This is a genomic window from Providencia sp. PROV048, from assembly GCF_033688165.1.
GTDB lineage: Bacteria > Pseudomonadota > Gammaproteobacteria > Enterobacterales > Enterobacteriaceae > Providencia > Providencia hangzhouensis.
In genome coordinates, this window is sequence record NZ_CP096360.1 from 3,923,373 (window position 1) to 3,940,772 (window position 17,400).

General features: G+C 43.3%; 14 protein-coding genes. 4 read left to right on the forward strand and 10 right to left on the reverse strand.

All coding sequences use genetic code 11. From position 1 onward, the window contains the following. Positions 1-66: 66 nt before the first annotated feature. From M1F26_RS17555 to M1F26_RS17565, 3 genes are read right to left on the reverse strand one after another with little or no spacing between them, the layout of a single operon-like run. Positions 67-1,221 (reverse strand): ABC transporter permease, encoded by a 1,155-nt coding sequence (locus M1F26_RS17555; RefSeq protein WP_140171821.1) that lies wholly within the window; start codon positions 1,219-1,221, stop codon positions 67-69. Further along, positions 1,221-2,366 (reverse strand): ABC transporter permease, encoded by a 1,146-nt coding sequence (locus M1F26_RS17560; RefSeq protein WP_004905879.1) that lies wholly within the window; start codon positions 2,364-2,366, stop codon positions 1,221-1,223. Before M1F26_RS17560 ends, M1F26_RS17555 begins: the two co-directional genes overlap by 1 nt. A gap of 11 nt (positions 2,367-2,377) precedes the next feature. Further along, positions 2,378-3,349 carry an HlyD family secretion protein gene (locus M1F26_RS17565; RefSeq protein ID WP_140171822.1) on the reverse strand — a complete coding sequence of 324 codons (972 nt, stop codon included), beginning with the start codon at positions 3,347-3,349 and terminating at the stop codon, positions 2,378-2,380. A gap of 533 nt (positions 3,350-3,882) precedes the next feature. On the opposite strand from M1F26_RS17565, the gene M1F26_RS17570 reads away from it, so the two are divergent. The 4 genes from M1F26_RS17570 (at position 3,883) to M1F26_RS17585 (ending at position 7,087) form a co-directional block, all read left to right on the forward strand. After that, positions 3,883-5,568 carry a sensor histidine kinase gene (locus M1F26_RS17570; protein WP_140171886.1) on the forward strand — a complete coding sequence of 562 codons (1,686 nt, stop codon included), beginning with the start codon at positions 3,883-3,885 and terminating at the stop codon, positions 5,566-5,568. Between the two features lie 19 nt (positions 5,569-5,587). After that, a complete protein-coding gene (btsR, locus tag M1F26_RS17575) occupies positions 5,588-6,304 on the forward strand; it encodes a two-component system response regulator BtsR (RefSeq protein ID WP_140171823.1) in 717 nt (238 codons plus the stop codon). Positions 6,305-6,457: 153 nt separating this feature from the next. Further along, positions 6,458-6,727 (forward strand): hypothetical protein, encoded by a 270-nt coding sequence (locus M1F26_RS17580; RefSeq protein ID WP_110591059.1) that lies wholly within the window; start codon positions 6,458-6,460, stop codon positions 6,725-6,727. A 15-nt stretch (positions 6,728-6,742) separates the two neighbouring features. After that, positions 6,743-7,087 (forward strand): type II toxin-antitoxin system RelE/ParE family toxin, encoded by a 345-nt coding sequence (locus M1F26_RS17585; protein WP_164456148.1) that lies wholly within the window; start codon positions 6,743-6,745, stop codon positions 7,085-7,087. An 81-nt stretch (positions 7,088-7,168) separates the two neighbouring features. Here M1F26_RS17585 and M1F26_RS17590 read toward each other — a convergent pair whose 3' ends face one another. The 7 genes from M1F26_RS17590 to infB all read right to left on the reverse strand — a co-directional run bounded on the left by M1F26_RS17590 (position 7,169) and on the right by infB (position 17,379). Then, a complete protein-coding gene (locus M1F26_RS17590; protein ID WP_004905887.1) occupies positions 7,169-9,100 on the reverse strand; it encodes a DEAD/DEAH family ATP-dependent RNA helicase in 1,932 nt (643 codons plus the stop codon). A 182-nt stretch (positions 9,101-9,282) separates the two neighbouring features. After that, on the reverse strand, positions 9,283-10,188 hold the full coding sequence (gene nlpI / locus M1F26_RS17595) for a lipoprotein NlpI (protein WP_227528851.1): 906 nt from the start codon (positions 10,186-10,188) through the stop codon (positions 9,283-9,285). A 93-nt stretch (positions 10,189-10,281) separates the two neighbouring features. After that, positions 10,282-12,405 (reverse strand): polyribonucleotide nucleotidyltransferase, encoded by a 2,124-nt coding sequence (pnp, locus tag M1F26_RS17600; protein ID WP_140171824.1) that lies wholly within the window; start codon positions 12,403-12,405, stop codon positions 10,282-10,284. Positions 12,406-12,808: 403 nt separating this feature from the next. Then, positions 12,809-13,078 (reverse strand): 30S ribosomal protein S15, encoded by a 270-nt coding sequence (gene rpsO / locus M1F26_RS17605; protein WP_004905890.1) that lies wholly within the window; start codon positions 13,076-13,078, stop codon positions 12,809-12,811. Positions 13,079-13,190: 112 nt separating this feature from the next. Continuing rightward, positions 13,191-14,144, reverse strand: a complete 954-nt coding sequence (gene truB / locus M1F26_RS17610; protein ID WP_140171825.1) for a tRNA pseudouridine(55) synthase TruB — start codon at positions 14,142-14,144, stop codon at positions 13,191-13,193. Then, complete coding sequence (gene rbfA / locus M1F26_RS17615) at positions 14,144-14,554, reverse strand: 30S ribosome-binding factor RbfA (protein ID WP_004905894.1); 411 nt, start codon at positions 14,552-14,554, stop codon at positions 14,144-14,146. The genes truB and rbfA overlap by 1 nt, the downstream gene beginning before the upstream one ends. A gap of 86 nt (positions 14,555-14,640) precedes the next feature. Continuing rightward, positions 14,641-17,379, reverse strand: coding sequence for a translation initiation factor IF-2 (infB, locus tag M1F26_RS17620; protein ID WP_094961650.1), 2,739 nt, complete (start codon positions 17,377-17,379; stop codon positions 14,641-14,643). Positions 17,380-17,400: the final 21 nt, after the last annotated feature.

Below are 17,400 nucleotides of genomic sequence, written 5' to 3' on the forward strand. Positions count from 1 at the left end.
TGTCGATTAATTAGTCATTATTTCTTTAGGCCGCCTTTTCTAATAGACCATAAACACGATTAAATATTAATGCCGATGCCTGCGCCAGCGGTTAAACATATGGCTAATATGACGCAGTTCGCCATCTCGGAGCATACCAATAAATACCCCAATGACCGTATAAATAACCCCTAAAATCAGCATCATCACGATATCCATCAGGACATCGCTAAACGGTAGTCCCATTTGGTTAAGACCTGCCATAGCGTTTGTGGCCCATGTTGATGGTAGTGCTGATGCAATCATACGAACCCAATCAGGCATCGCTTGCAGTGGCCAAATCGTACCTGACATATAAAACACAGGGGTCGTAATAAATGCCAAAGTTAAATAAATCATTTCGACACTGCGCAAACATTCCGTCACTAACTTGCCAAGCCCCAGAACAGCCAAGAGGAATGGGAACGTGAACATCCAAATCACATACAATGGCGCTTCTTGCCGGTAACCCAATACCCACGGCCAAAGGGCAAAAAATACGGTAGATAAAAATAACCAAATCGGAATTAAAGCAGATAGCGCCCCTAAATAAACGGCTAATGGTGGTTTTCCTTTCGGCGTAGAACGGACCGCGATACTGACTCGCACACAGGCAATCAACAGGGAGTGCTGTAATAACATCACTAACAAGCCAGGAAAAACGATTGCTGCGAAGCTGATCCCTGGGTTATACAGTGGCTCAGTTTCACTGCGAATAGGGGTAATAATCACTTTCGCTTGTTCTTGGCTATAGCCTGCTTTAGTGAGTAACTGGGTGTTATAGGCATTGAGCAGTGTTTGGTAGGCTTTTGATAACTCTTGCTGAATTTGCCCACTTGCTAGCCGGTTGGTGCCATCACCATACACTGGCACAGTGATATTTTTACCACTCAATAAGTGTTGTTGAAAATCTGTTGGAATGATAATTATCGCAAATAACTTTCTCGCAATCATATCCTGACGAGCTTGAGCAAGGTTATCATAACTCTGCAATTGCACCTTCGGCGTCACATCAAGATCACGGATTAACTCACGGCTTGCTGTGCTGTGGTCCATATCAATAACTGCAACAGGTAAGTCCCAAAGAACAGGCTTGGCATAAACTAAGCTCATAACGCACAGAGAAACCAATAATAACAGCCACATCGGTTTTTCCAACATCCCCAGCAGCACTTTACGAAAGGTTGCAAAATAGATAGCCATTAGACAACCCCTCCTTGGTTTTCTAACCGTTTTACTAGTCGCTTACGGATTAAAAAGCCAATCACAAATGGGTAAATCAATAAAAATAGACACACTTGAACGATGCGAGTAAAAGAAATCTCCCGCAAGAAAATATCAAACATAGCATTCAATGTATGTGTAAGTGGTTCAATATTCGAAATAATCTGTGCAGGTAATATCATTGATAGCTCAGGCACAGCCATACCCGAAAAGGCTAAGGCGATACTCACCAGCATCCCTATCAAGCTATACGCCATGATGGCACTTGAGGTAAAACTAAACAGCAATAAACCGATACTTTGCGCTGCTATCACATAGAAAAACCCTAATACAATCATATATAACGGGTTCCCTACCACTTTAGCATCAAAAATAGTGACTAGTGCCGCAATCTCTACCGCAAGCAATATACTGAAAAATAAGGTGTAAGGAGCTAACTTCCCAAGTAACGCCATGACAAACGGTTTAACACTTTGTAAGGTAGAACCTCGTGACATGGTGTAGATTGTTGCGGTAACAACAAATAGCTGTAGCATATGAATAGTTGCAGCAAACTGTTGATAATAAATATAACTACCGCTCGGGTTGAACAAACTGTCATAAGAAAGTGTGACTTGAGCTAATGGCGGCAATGCTTTTCCCATAGACTTAGCCATTTCTTGGCGATACTTCGCGTTCAGCTCTGCCACTAGCCCACTAAAATCTTGAATCGCATAACTGCCTGATGCATAAAAGAGCGCATTATAATACATCCGCAGCTCTGGCTGACGCCCCCGTAAAACATCTTCTTCAAAGTTATGAGGAATATACAATAACGCGTAATCTTTTGAACTACCGAGTCTTTTTAATGACGTACTCAAATTATCATCAATCGTTTTTACATCAGCGTGCGGGCCTGCGTTAAGGTCACGAATAATTTGCCGAGACACGGGGCTATGATTGTCATCCACCACAGAAACGGGTAAATCCATTAATGTCCCCTCTGAAAAGTTAGCGCTAACTAACGTAAACAGCATTAATGGAAACAGCCAACTTAACCAATGAAAAACAGGGCTACGAATAGCCATTTGGGTTTCACGGCTAAAGGCGTGCTCAAAACCGTGCCAAGCGAACTTAAATTTCATGGCAACACCTTTTACTTATCCCAGTGCCATAACACACTCATGCCAGGCCTTAACCCTTCGATCGGCTCTACAGGATATAAGCGAATTTCAAATGTTTTTAAATCGAAGTCACCCGTTGCACGTGTTGCTCGCTTAGTAGCATAGTCACCTTTTGGTGCAATATAACGAATTTCAGCTTCAACCACCTTATTACCCAACGCTGGGATATCCAGCTGTACTTTATCGCCTTTTTTCACATCAACTAAAATATCTTCACGCAAGTTATAGACAAAATAAGCTTGCGGCAGGCGTATTAATGAAACCAAAGGGCTTCCTGCATTAAATAATTCGCCAATTTCAGCGGGGATAGGTCCTACTTCCCCATCAACCGGGGCTTTAACTTGCAAATCATCCACCTGAACTTGCAATTCAGCCAATTTTTGTTCTGCTTGGTCAAGCGCCGCCTCATATTGCTGACGTAATTCAATACGGTCACCATGTAAGCCTTCTTCTAACCGTGCTTTTGCCCCTTGAACTTGCGAAAATGCTACTTCTTTGGCCTTACGTGCGTTATCTAACTCATTCTCTGAAACATACCCTTTGTTTTTTAAATTACTTAAACGAGCATATTCACGAGAGGCATTTTGATATTGAGAGTTGGCTTGTGCCAAGGTGGCTTGAAGATCACGAATAGTTTCTTCGCGAGTACCATTAATAGAGAGTTCTAGCTGCGCCTTTGCTTGGTCTCTTGCCGCTTTTGATGCTGCATACTGCGCCTGTAGCTCAGGGCTTTCTAATGTTAAGAGAAGTTGCCCTTGTTTTACATCATCACCACGCTCAATATGGCGCTCAATCACCCGCCCTTTTGCTTTCGAGGTTACGATAACTTCAGGTGCATCTACTTCCCCCTGTAACAATAAATATTGGTTATGGGAATGAAAAAGTGCCGCTGCTGCTATTAAGATAAGCATCAGCAAAATCAGTGCTATTGTTCTTTTTTTCATTATTTATGTGAACCTTAAATAATAACGGGGGAAACTACCATCCCTAGAGTATGACAAGAAAGTTAAATACAGCGTTAATAAATTCGTGCGCAAGATCACGAAAAGGTAGGTCATTGACTAATATTGAAGCGATTTCAGACTTATGTCAAATATTGATGAGTGTACTTTTCTCAAATGTCGATTACTTAACCAGTGACTTACGATATAATTTCAAGCCGAATAAAGACTAATAATAGATAGCAAGAATAAATAATTCCGCCACAAAATAAAAATCCCACAACGTATCATGCTCTAAATAGTTCACATTGTGGGTAGGCGACAAGAGAAGATAGCTTGGGGAGCATACACAAGTATGTGACCCAAGGAGCTGAACGTAGTCAACACCCCCAGAATGTGAAACATGACGAGCCATGCTCTAAATAGTTCGCATTATGGGTAGGCGACAAGAGAAGATAGCTTGGGGAGCATACACAAGTATGTGACCCAAGGAGCTGAACGTAGTCAACACCCCCAGAATGTGAAATATGACGAGCATGTACGAATTTGACTTAATATTACTCCTCCTCCAGCAAATGTGCGTCTACTTAGTGATCGCATGGGTCCTCAGTCGTACCCCGCTGGTTACCCCATTACTTAAAGTCACTATTCGCTTACCTCACAAGGTGATGTGCTACCTGATTTTCTCAGTATTTTGCATTATCGGTACTTATTTTGGTTTGCATATCAATGATTCTATTGCCAATACTCGCGCCATTGGTGCCGTGCTTGGGGGCCTATTAGGCGGCCCCGCTGTCGGCTTTGCCGTTGGTTTTACTGGTGGGTTGCATCGTTATTCATTGGGTGGTATGAGTGCATTTGCCTGTATGGTTTCAACGATTGTTGAAGGGTTGATTGGCGGGTTAGTTCATCGTTACTTTATGAAACGTGGCGAAATTAATAAAATTTTTAATCCTATGATTGCCAGCAGTGTCACTTTTATTGCTGAAATCATACAAATGCTAATTATTTTATTGTTGGCAAAACCTTTCGATGAAGCCCTCGAACTTGTTAAAAATATCGCTGCACCTATGGTCATCGCAAATACGATTGGCGCAGCTATGTTTATTCGTATTTTACTCGACCGCCGCGCTATTGTTGAAAAATACACAACTGCATTCTCTGCTCAGGCGCTAAAAATCGCCTTAACTACTGAAGGAATTCTGCGTAAAGGCTTTAATGCTGATAACAGTATGAAAGTTGCCAAGATTATTTATCAAGAACTAGAAATTGGCGCCGTCGCCATCACTGATCGTGAAAAAATACTCGCATTTATTGGTATTGGCGCTGATCACCATCGCCCGGGAACACCGATTTCGTCGAGTCAGTCAAGGCAAGCTATTGAGAATAATGAAGTTGTATATGCCGATGGCAATGAAACGCCTTACAAGTGTTCATTAAGCCCCACCTGTAAACTCGGTTCTGCATTAGTGATCCCATTACGCGGGGAAAATGAAAAAGTCATTGGTACAATTAAACTGTATGAAGCGAAAAATAGCCTATTTAGCTCCATAAATCGTACCCTTGGTGAAGGCATAGCCAGCTTATTTTCCGCGCAAATTCTCGCGGGCCAATATGAGCGCAATAAGCAATCACTGTTACAATCTGAAGTTAAACTACTTCATGCGCAAGTGAACCCCCACTTTTTGTTTAATGTACTCAATACGCTGCAAGCCGTGATCCGCAAAGATAGCCAGCAAGCAGGCCAGCTTGTGCAATATATTTCGACATTTTTCCGCAATAATTTAAAACGACCTGAACAAAATGCCACGCTTGGTGAAGAAATTGAACATATCAACGCCTATTTGCAGATAGAAAAAGCCCGCTTTCAAGAAAGCTTACAAATTCATATTGAGATCCCAGATGAAGTCAAACAGGTTGAACTTCCAGCATTTACCCTGCAGCCACTGGTTGAAAATGCAATTAAACACGGCACCTCACAGTTATTAGAAACAGGATATATTACAATACGTAGTTATATCGGCAGTGAACATGTCTACATCGAAATAGAAGATAACGCGGGGCTATACAAGCCCACTAAAAAGTCCGATGGCTTAGGAATGGGGCTAGTCGATAAACGCTTACGTTTAAAATATGGTGAACAATATGGTATCAGCGTAGAACATGAGCCAGAAAAATTCACTCGAATGAAAATTCGCCTGCCTTATTTGGCTACAACATAATAATGATTAAATTACCTCTATGAATGTATTGATTGTTGATGACGAACCTCTTGCACGGGAAAATGTGCGTTGCCTACTTGAAGAACACGATGATATTGAAATTATCGGTGAATGCGCAAATGCGATTGAAGCGATTGGGGTCATTCACAAAAAAAAGCCTGATGTGGTTTTTCTTGATATTCAAATGCCGCGCCTAACTGGCCTTGAAATGGTACGTATGTTAGATCCAGAAGACCGCCCCTATATCGTCTTTCTTACCGCTTTTAATGAATTTGCCATCCAAGCTTTTGAAGAGCATGCATTTGATTACTTGTTAAAGCCCCTTGAAACAGAGCGATTAAAAAAAACCTTAAACCGCCTACGTCAAGGTAAGCAAAAACAGAACCTTGAACTGCTCAGCAACAATGATCCGCTCAAATTTATCCCTTGTACTGGCCATAGCCGCATCTATTTGATGAAGCTTGATGAAGTGCTATATGCCACCTCACGTATGAGTGGCGTGTATGTAATGAGCACACAAGGGCAAGAAGGCTTTACTGAGCTCACATTACGCACATTAGAAACTCGTACACCTTTAGTGCGCTGCCATCGCCAATATTTGGTTAACATGACTCAGTTAAATGAAATTCTGTTTGGCGACGGTGGACAAGCCGAGTTGGTACTCAGTTCCGGTGAACATATACCTGTCAGCCGCCGTTATCTCAAGCCACTAAAAGAGGCATTGGGGTTAGTTTGAGTCGCGCTTCAACTTCCTACGCACAAACTTGGTGTATAAATTAATAATAAATTTGTACATCTAACTGATTTTTTCTATAATCAGAAATATAAGTTCAAAAAATACACAATACGTTATTCTGGGTTGTGTGTTCACTATTTATAGGAACAAAATATGTCTAATACAATGTCGCAAAAAGCAGCACGTGAAGGCCTTGGTAACCCTGAGCTCTTTAAGGGCGGCGTTTTTGTAACAAAAAATGGGCAATCTGAGCTGTTTATCCAAACAAGTGAAGAACGTGAAATAGAGCTAAAAGAAAGGGAAAGAGAGCGCCAAGCAAATGCGCTGCTAAAATTGGTGATGGCAGCAAAAGATGATGTTAAAAATAAGAGAATCTTATCACCAGAAGAAGCGCTAGAAAAATTACGTGCAGCAAGAAAATAATGAAAGGAAATTGTGATGGAACAACCCTATACGGTCACCCTCGCAGAAACTGCATTATGGTCACTACAGGATGTAGAATCGTTTAAAATCAATTTTATGAGCAGTGTTCAAGCAGCCGCGTTTGTTGATGAGCTACTTTTATCATCCGTTAGAGCAATATCAGAAGATCCAAAGCGTTATCGCCCAAATCAAATGTTAGCCGATAATGGTCTACTAATTCGGGAGCGAATCGATATAACTAGCCAATATCGTTGTTTATATGAATTTGATATGCAAACAAATAACGTTGTTATCCTACTTTTTATCAGTACAGCACAAGATTTAGAAAAAACGCTTTATCGCTACTACATACTTAGGTAAAAATGGCTAGCAAAAAACCCGCATTTCCAAGAAGTGCGGGTTTTCATTTTATTAGGGAATAACTTCCCTAAAACCTAGCAATTACGCGTTATGGCTGCTGCTACGACGACGAGGTGCTGCATTAGTACCATCTTGACGTGGAGCAGAGTTACCACGGTCACGGTTACCACCGCCACGACGCTCACCACCGCTACGACGTTCGCCACCGCGCTCACCGCCACGGTCATTACGACGACCTGCACCAAAGCCACCTTCGCTGCCGCCATCACGACGACCACCACCACGACGCTCACCACCGCCGCGACGTTCGAACGGTTGTGCATCACCGATCAGCTGCATTTGAGTTGGTTTATTCAAAATGCGTGCGCGACTTAAATGAGTTAACACGTCAGTTGGCATGCCTTTTGGTAATTCAATTGTCGAGTGCGTTCCGTACAATTTGATATTACCGATATAACGGCTGCTGATATCCGCTTCGTTAGCAATCGCACCAACAATGTGACGAACTTCCACACCATCATCACGGCCAACTTCAATACGGTACATTTCCATATCACCGACATCACGACGCTCACGACGTCCGCCACGCTCACCACGTTCTGCACGGTCAAAACCATTGCCGTTGCTGTTGCGGCGATCACCACGGCGATCATCGCGATCATTAAATTCACGACGTGGACGACGTGGCGCATCTGGTGGCAGGATCAGAGCACGTTCACCTTGTGCCATTTTCAGTAATGCTGCGGCTAAAGTTTCCATATCTACATCTTCTGATGGAGACATTTTTGCTAACAGTGAACGATATTGGTCTAAATCGCTGCTTTCTAATTGCTGTTGAATTTTCTCAGCAAATTTCGCCTGACGACGTTGGCTCAGCAGATCTGCATCTGGTAATTCAACTTCAGGAATAGTCAGTTTCATCGTACGTTCAACGTTACGTAGCAGACGGCGTTCACGGTTCTCAACAAACAGTAACGCACGCCCTGCACGACCCGCACGGCCTGTACGGCCAATACGGTGAACGTAAGACTCGGCATCCATTGGGATGTCATAGTTAACAACTAAGCTAATACGCTCAACGTCCAAACCACGCGCTGCAACGTCAGTTGCGATCAAGATATCTAAACGACCATCTTTTAAGCGCTCTAAAGTTTGCTCACGCAGTGCTTGGTTCATGTCACCATTTAGTGCAGCACTGTTGTAACCATTGCGTTCTAACGCTTCAGCCACTTCTAATGTTGCATTTTTGGTACGCACGAAAATAATTGCTGCATCAAAGTCTTCTGCTTCTAAGAAACGTACTAACGCTTCATTTTTACGCATGCCGTACACAGTCCAATAGCTTTGAGCAATATCTGGACGAGTGGTAATGCTAGCCTGAATACGAATCTCTTTCGGGTCTTTCATAAAACGACGTGTAATACGACGAATTGGTTCAGGCATTGTTGCAGAGAACAGCGCAGTTTGGTGCTCAGCTGGAATTTGGCTCATGATGTTTTCAACATCTTCAATGAAGCCCATACGCAGCATTTCATCAGCTTCGTCTAAAACTAAGCCTTTTAATTTAGAGAGGTCTAACGTGCCACGTTTTAAGTGATCCAGAAGGCGGCCTGGTGTACCCACAACAATTTGTGGTCCTTGGCGCAGTGCACGTAATTGTACGTCATAACGTTGACCACCATACAGGGCAACAACGTTAACGCGGTTCATATGTTTAGAGAAATCGCTCATTGCTTCCGCTACCTGAACAGCCAACTCACGAGTTGGTGCAAGGACTAAAATTTGCGGAGCTTTTAAATCTGGGTCGATGTTATGCAGTAATGGCAAACTAAACGCAGCAGTTTTACCGCTACCTGTTTGTGCCATACCTAATACATCGTTGCCATCCATTAACAATGGAATACATTGCTGTTGGATTGGTGATGGTTTTTCATATCCTAGGTCATTTAGTGCTGTCAAAATAGATGCTGATAAACCTAACTCAGCAAAAGAAATATCGGTCTCAGTAGTCATGTAAAGGTGCCTCATACATAATGGCAGCCAGTTTACATAACCATGCGAAAATCATTTCGGTCATTTTCATTTAAAATGTGAACTGGCTCAAATTGTGTTTATTAAACGAACAAATAGGCCGTCACCCCGAGGGATGATGACTTAAAAATTTATCATGAAATGTTCGTCAGCTATTGCTGGCCCTATTCTAAAAGGTCGTCTTGTTCTTGGCCTAACAGCGCCAATTCCAACAATGCATAGCGGTGTTCAACAAAGCTGTGAGCGTTGTTAGCTACCGTCAGTTTGAATAACGCAACTGCGCTATCCTTATCCCCCAGACTTAGGTAATGCTTACCTAAATAGAAGTTAGTTTCACTGAGATGCTCAGCGAGCGAAGTGTTATCCGTAGATGTTTCTTTCAAACGCTCCATCAATGTATTTTCATTGATATTGCCAAGATAGAATTCTACGATATTCCAGCCCCATTGCCCTTTCTCCGCTTGGTTGTAGCGGGCAGCAAGATTATCTTGCGCCATACGCGGGTCTATGTCTTTCTCTACGAGGTAAAGCCACAGAGTACGAAAAGGATCATTTGGATCTATCTGATAATACGCCAGCAGATCATCCTGCGCTAGTTTGTACCGTTCACCGTAATATAATGCGATGCCACGATTCATTCGCGCGAAATTGTAAGTTGGATCAAGCTCTAAAACAGAATCAAACGCTTCATAGGCAGCATCATAATTGCCTGCCTGCGTAAAATATATCCCTAAAAAATTAAAAACTTCAGGAATATCAGGACGAATGGCTAACGCAGTTGAAAAATCATTACGTGCCAGCGCCCTTAAACCGAGACTATCATACAACACACCGCGCTCATATAAAAGCTGTGCGTATTCATCATCGGTTAAAGACCGACTCGCAAGGATTTGTTCCATACGAGCCAGTATCACTTCTTGTTGCAATGAAGGTTGAAGTGGAACGGCAAATACCTCGTTCTTTCGCCAATCTTTGCTACTACATCCAATAATAACAAAAAAGATAAGCGCCAAGAGCACACGCGGTAACGTGCGATAATCTCTCACCCGAAGACAGATACTGTTCAACATACTCCGCCCTTACATTACCACGCTTTACAAATGATGGTTTCAGCAAATTTAGGCTGATAGCGCCCTAACTTAATAGAGCGCTGTTAAGTCAGCTTACTCTGCTGAGTCCTGCGGTTGTGCACTTGCTTCTTCAGTTACTACCGCTTCTTTCATGCTAAGACGGATACGGCCCTGACGGTCGATTTCCAATACCTTAACAGGAACTTCTTGACCCATTTGTAGGTAATCAGTCACTTTCTCAACACGTTTGTCCGCGATTTGAGAAATATGAACCAGACCTTCTTTACCGCCGCCAATCGCAACAAATGCACCAAAGTCGACAATACGGGTTACTTTACCTGGGTAAATGCGGCCAACTTCAACTTCTGCTGTGATATCTTCAATACGACGAATTGCTTCTTTCGCTTTAATACCATCAGTTGCTGCAATTTTCACAGTACCGTCATCTTCGATCTCGATAGTCGTGCCTGTTTCTTCCGTTAACGCACGGATCACAGAACCACCTTTACCGATGACATCTTTGATTTTGTCTGGATTGATACGGATAGTGTAAATACGTGGAGCAAATTCAGAGATTTCTTCACGTGGACCATTGATTGCTTGTTCCATCGTACCAAGAATGTGCAAACGCGCACCTTTTGCTTGGTTTAAGGCAACTTGCATAATTTCACGCGTGATCCCTTCAATTTTGATGTCCATTTGCAGTGCACTGATACCTTCACGGCTACCAGCCACTTTAAAGTCCATATCACCTAAGTGGTCTTCGTCACCTAAGATATCAGACAGAACAACGAAATCTTCGCCTTCTTTTACCAGCCCCATTGCAATACCTGCAACAGCGGCTTTAATTGGCACACCAGCATCCATCAGTGCTAATGACGCACCGCAAACTGATGCCATTGATGATGAACCATTGGATTCAGTGATTTCAGACACAACACGTACAGTGTATGGGAAATCTGCGTGGTCAGGCATCACAGCTAACACACCGCGTTTCGCTAAACGGCCGTGACCGATTTCACGACGTTTTGGTGAACCCACCATGCCAGTTTCACCGACAGAGTATGGAGGGAAGTTGTAATGGAATAAGAAACGGTCAGTATATTCGCCCATTAATTGGTCGATAACCTGTGCATCACGCTCTGTACCTAACGTTGCAGTTACCAGTGCTTGAGTTTCACCACGAGTAAACAACGCAGAACCGTGAGTACGTGGCAGAACACCCGTACGAACGTCCAGTGCACGAACCATATCTTTTTCGCGGCCATCGATACGTGGCTCACCACGGATAACACGGCTACGAACAACTTGTTTTTCTAAGCTTGCTAAAATATCTGCAACTTCAGAAACATCAACGTTTTCGTCTTCAGCAACTAATACTGCAGTGACTTCTTCTTTGATTAAGTCAACCTGCGCATAGCGCTCTTGTTTCTCAGTGATGCGGTAAGCATCGCCCATACGGCTTTCAGCTAATTGTGCAACACGGTCATGAAGAGCTTGGTTAACTGGCTCTGGCTGCCAATCCCATTTCTCTTTACCCGCTTCTTTCACTAATTCATTGATATTCTGAATAACAACTTGTTGTTGATCGTGGCCAAATACCACTGCACCTAACATTTGCTCTTCGCTCAACAAATCAGCTTCAGATTCAACCATTAATACCGCGTTATCAGTACCTGCAACCACTAAATCCAAACGGCTGTTTTTCAGTTCGTCTGCTGTAGGATTCAGAACATATTGGTCATTGATAAAACCAACACGTGCAGCACCGATTGGGCCATTGAATGGAACACCTGACAGCGCTAATACCGCTGATGCACCAATCATCGCAACGATATCTGGGTTAACTTGTGGGTTAACAGATACAACGGTCGCAATGATTTGAATTTCGTTATAAAAACCTTCTGGGAACAGAGGGCGTAGAGGACGGTCGATCAGACGTGCGATTAACGTTTCGCCTTCACCAGGACGACCTTCACGACGGAAGAAACTTCCAGGGATGCGGCCCGCTGCATATGTACGTTCTTGATAGTTAACAGTTAAAGGGAAGAAATCTTGACCTTCTTTCACTTTTTTCTGTGCAACTGCAGTCACGAATACTGCAGTGTCATCCATGTTAACCATAACAGCAGCAGATGCTTGGCGTGCGATCATACCGGTTTCAATCGAAACAGTATGTTGACCGTATTGGAATTTACGAACAATAGGATTTAACACTATATTACCCTTTTTGTAAGGCTCCCTGAGATTCTCAGGGAGCATTGGTTTACTCTTCCTACTACAGCCTCGCGACTAATGAGAATACTGATGTTCTAGTGATCAATTCTCTCATTAGCCGCGCGAATCGGATGTAGCGAAGAGGCATTAATAAAAACAACTCACTACGATTTATAGCTTAGCATTTAAGTTAAGTATAATTCGAGTATTACTTCAACTTTCAAAATAACTTTTAGAAGAAAAGGGGCCTCTGGCCCCTTTTCTCTGAAACTGACTCTACTCGTCATACTTCAAGTTGCAACGTTGTTGACTACATTCACTCGTACTAGCCACATACTCATGTATGTACCTAGTAACTCACTCATTTGTCGCCTAGCTGCAACTCAAATTATCTAGAGTAAGATTAGCGGCGCAGACCTAAACGCTCGATAAGAGCAGTGTAACGCGCGATATCTTTACCTTTCAAGTAAGCTTGTAAGCGACGACGCTGAGCAACCATACGCAACAGACCACGACGGCTGTGGTGATCTTTTTTGTGCTCTGCAAAGTGACTTTGCAGGTGGTTGATTTGTGCTGTCAGCAGAGCGATTTGAACTTCGCTTGAACCAGTGTCATTTTCACCGCGGCCGAACTCAGCAACGATTTTAGCTTTCGCTTCATTACTTAGAGACATAATAAACTCCAAAATGATTAATGTAAGTGATGAGAGCCAATCTCTAATTTAGCATCTCAAGATTAAGCGCCGCTATTCTACGCTGCTTAAGGCAGCAAAGCAATAAGCGCCACTACACGGACTGTTCATTTTCCACAACCAAACGCTTCGGTGCTATACGGCCATCTTCACTCACCAGAGCAATACCGATAAACCGATGCTCTGCGCCACAAGTGACTCGGACCATACAACCTTCTTCAAGGCCTTGGACTGCGGCTCGCACAGGTTGACCCTGCTTAAAATAAGCCGCTGTTTCCTCTGTAATATTTACAGCTGGAAAATGAACGACTGCCGTATCCATTGGCAACAATAGAGAGTCGAGTAATGACTCAAAAGAACCTTCACCCGCATCTACTTTTGCCCGTAAAGCAGCTAATTGTTCTAATGTTACCATTCGCTCATAAGGGTAATTAGCCACTTGCACTCGACGCAGGTAAATCACATGCGCACCACAGCCTAACATCTCACCTAAATCATCGATAATTGTACGAATATAGGTTCCTTTAGAACAGTGTACCTCCAGTTCTAATTCATTATTTTCTAAACGAATAAACTGCAATTCATACACTGTAATTGGGCGAGCTTCACGCTCAACTGTAATCCCTTTACGCGCATATTCATACAACGGACGACCTTGGTGTTTCAACGCTGAATACATTGAAGGAACTTGTAATGTATCACCGCGGAAAAATTCTAAAGCATCATCTAGTTGCTGCTGTGTAAACTCTACGTTACGCTCACTAATAATTTCGCCATGTGAATCTGACGTATCAGTACGTTGCCCAAGACGTGCAATCACGCGATAACGTTTATCTGAATCGAGTAAAAACTGGGAAAATTTCGTCGCTTCGCCGAGACAAACAGGCAACATACCTGTTGCGAGAGGGTCAAGTGCCCCCGTGTGCCCAGCTTTATTGGCATTAAAAAAGCGCCGCACTTTTTGCAGCGCATCATTTGAAGAAATGTCCGTGGGTTTATCCAGCAGCACTACGCCGTCAATATTACGGCCGCTACGACGACGCCCCATTATTTTTCCTCTTTATCACTAACATCCGCACGACGTTTTTCATCATCGCGGATCACATTTGACACTAAATTAGACATCCGCATACCGTCAACAAGAGAGTTGTCATATTCAAATGTTAACTCAGGAATAATACGTAAACGCATTGCTTTTCCAATTAATGAACGTATAAAGCCTGATGCTTCATTTAATGCTTTAATGCCATCTGCAACCATTTCTTCTTCGCTTTTATCGTTAGCGATATTGAAGAAGGTCACAAAGACTTTACCGTATGCGAGATCGCGAGATAACTCGACACCTGAAACGGTAGCCATACCAATACGTGGGTCTTTGATCTCACGTTGTAAGATGATCGCAATTTCTTTTTGCATCTCTTGCGCAACGCGTTGTGCACGACTGAATTCTTTTGCCATCGTTATATCTCCTGACAATAAAGGGGGCAAGCGCCCCCTCATTCATACTGTTTTCTCACCACGACATTTCGTGGGTACTCACAAAATTAACCGTCAATAGAACGTTTAACTTCAATAATTTCGAAAACTTCAATCATATCGCCTACACGAACATCGTTGTAGTTCTTAACGCCGATACCACATTCCATACCGTTACGAACTTCATTGACGTCATCTTTAAAGCGACGTAGTGACTCTAGCTCACCTTCATAAATAACCACGTTATCACGTAATACGCGGATTGGGTTATTACGTTTGATGGTGCCTTCAGTGACCATACAACCAGCAACCGCGCCGAATTTCGGTGATTTAAATACATCGCGAACTTCTGCAAGTCCAATAATTTGCTGTTTGTACTCAGGCGCTAACATACCGCTCATAGCTTGTTTAATTTCATCAATTAAGCTATAGATAACAGAGTAGTAGCGTAAGTCAACACTTTCACTTTCAATCACGCGACGAGCAGAAGCATCTGCACGTACGTTGAAGCCTAAGATGATAGCATTCGATGCCGCAGCTAATGTTGCGTCAGTTTCAGTGATACCACCTACACCAGAACCGATGATTTTAATTTTAACTTCATCAGTCGACAGCTTCATTAGAGAGTCGGTAATTGCTTCACAAGTACCTTGTACGTCGGTTTTCAGAACGATGTTCAGCTCAGACACTTTACCTTCTTCCATGTTAGCAAACATGTTTTCCAGTTTAGATTTCTGCTGGCGAGCTAATTTAACATCACGGAATTTACCTTGACGATACAAGGCAACTTCACGTGCTTTTTTCTCGTCACGTACAACGGTAGCTTCATCACCCGCTGAAGGTACGTTAGATAAGCCTAAGATCTCAACAGGCATTGAAGGGCCTGCAGACTGAACTTCTTTACCTAATTCGTTACGCATTGCACGAATACGGCCATATTCGAAACCACACAGGACGATATCGCCTTTGTTCAGTGTACCTTCTTGAACTAAGATTGTTGCAACTGGGCCACGACCTTTGTCTAAGTACGACTCAACAACGACACCACTTGCCATGCCTGCATATACCGCTTTCAGTTCTAAAACTTCAGCTTGCAGCAAGATAGCATCGAGCAACTCGTCAATACCGGTACCTTTCTTAGCAGAAACACTGATGAACTGAGTATCACCACCCCAGTCTTCAGAAATAACACCGTACTGAGACAGCTCATTTCTAACGCGGTCTGGATCAGCTTCTGGTTTATCAATTTTGTTTACTGCAACAACAATTGGTACACCCGCTGCTTTCGCATGCTGAATAGCTTCAATTGTTTGTGGCATAACACCATCGTCTGCAGCAACAACCAGAACAACGATATCCGTTGCCTGAGCACCACGAGCACGCATTGAAGTAAACGCGGCGTGACCTGGGGTATCTAAGAAGGTAATCATACCCTTATCAGTTTGTACGTGGTAAGCACCAATGTGCTGAGTAATACCACCCGCTTCACCTGATGCCACTTTCGTTGAGCGAATGTAGTCAAGTAGAGAGGTTTTACCATGGTCAACGTGACCCATAATGGTCACAACTGGCGCACGTGGCTCTTGAAGTGCAGAACCTGTATCACGGTCATTCATTACCGCTTCTTCTAATTCGTTTTCACGACGCAGAATAACTTTGTGACCCATTTCTTCTGCAACTAACTGTGCAGTTTCTTGGTCAATCACTTGGTTGATAGTCGCCATTGCGCCCATCTTCATCATCGTTTTGATGACTTGAGAACCTTTTACTGCCATTTTATTAGCAAGTTCACCAACAGTGATTGTTTCACCAATCACAACATCACGGTTAACCGCAACTGCTGGTTTAGTAAAGCTTTGTTGTAAAGAACTACCTTTACGTTGCTTACCTTTGCTGCGACCCGAACGGCCTGCGGCACGTTCTTCTTCGCGATCTGCTTTTTCAGAAAGTTTATTACCTTTCTTCTGGCGAGGTGCTTTTGCAGTACGATTACGTGAACGACGGCCTTCTTCTTTCTCATCACTTTCATCTTCAGCTGCACGAGCGTGCGTTGAAGTTGTTGTGTGATAATCGCTGTCTTCTTCAGTTTTCGTTTCAGCAGTCCACTTTTCACCGTTTTCTTCTGCCATTTTGCGTGCTTCTTCAGCTACGCGACGTGCTTCTGCTTCAACTTTGCGCTGAGTTTCTTCTTCAGCTTTACGTTTTAGCTCCGCAGCTTCAGCTTCACGGCGTTGTTTGTCGGCATTACTTTCTACAGCTTTGCCTGGTTTTTGTTGATTTTCGCTTGGTTTCACTTTTTCTCTTTCCGCTGCTTCGCGCGTAGCTTTATCTGCTGCTTCACGTTTTGCTTTCTCTTCGGCTTCACGTTTTGCCTTTTCTTCCGCTTCACGTTTAGCTGTTTCTTCTGCTAATCGTTTTGCTTCTGCTTGACGTTGTGCCAGTTCTTCAGCTTCGCGCTGTGCCTGCTCTTCCGCTTCACGCTGCGCCTGCTCTTCCGCTTTTGCTTCTTCAGCATCACGGTTCACATAAGTGCGTTTTTTGCGGACTTCGACATTTACCGATTTACTTTTGCCACCGGTGACGGGGACACTCAGCGTACTACGAGTTTTGCGCTGTAGTGTCAATTTGCTTGGCTGACCCGCTACCCCGCCTTGTTCACGGTTTAAATGGCTCAGTAAAGCTTCTTTTTCTGACTGGCTAACAGAGTCATTCTCACCTTTTTTGATCCCTGCTTCAGCAAATTGCTGTACCAGGCGATCAACTGTGGTTTGAATTTCCGTTGCCAATGTTTTTACAGTTTCTGTCATGCCGTTCCTTCCTGCTACAGT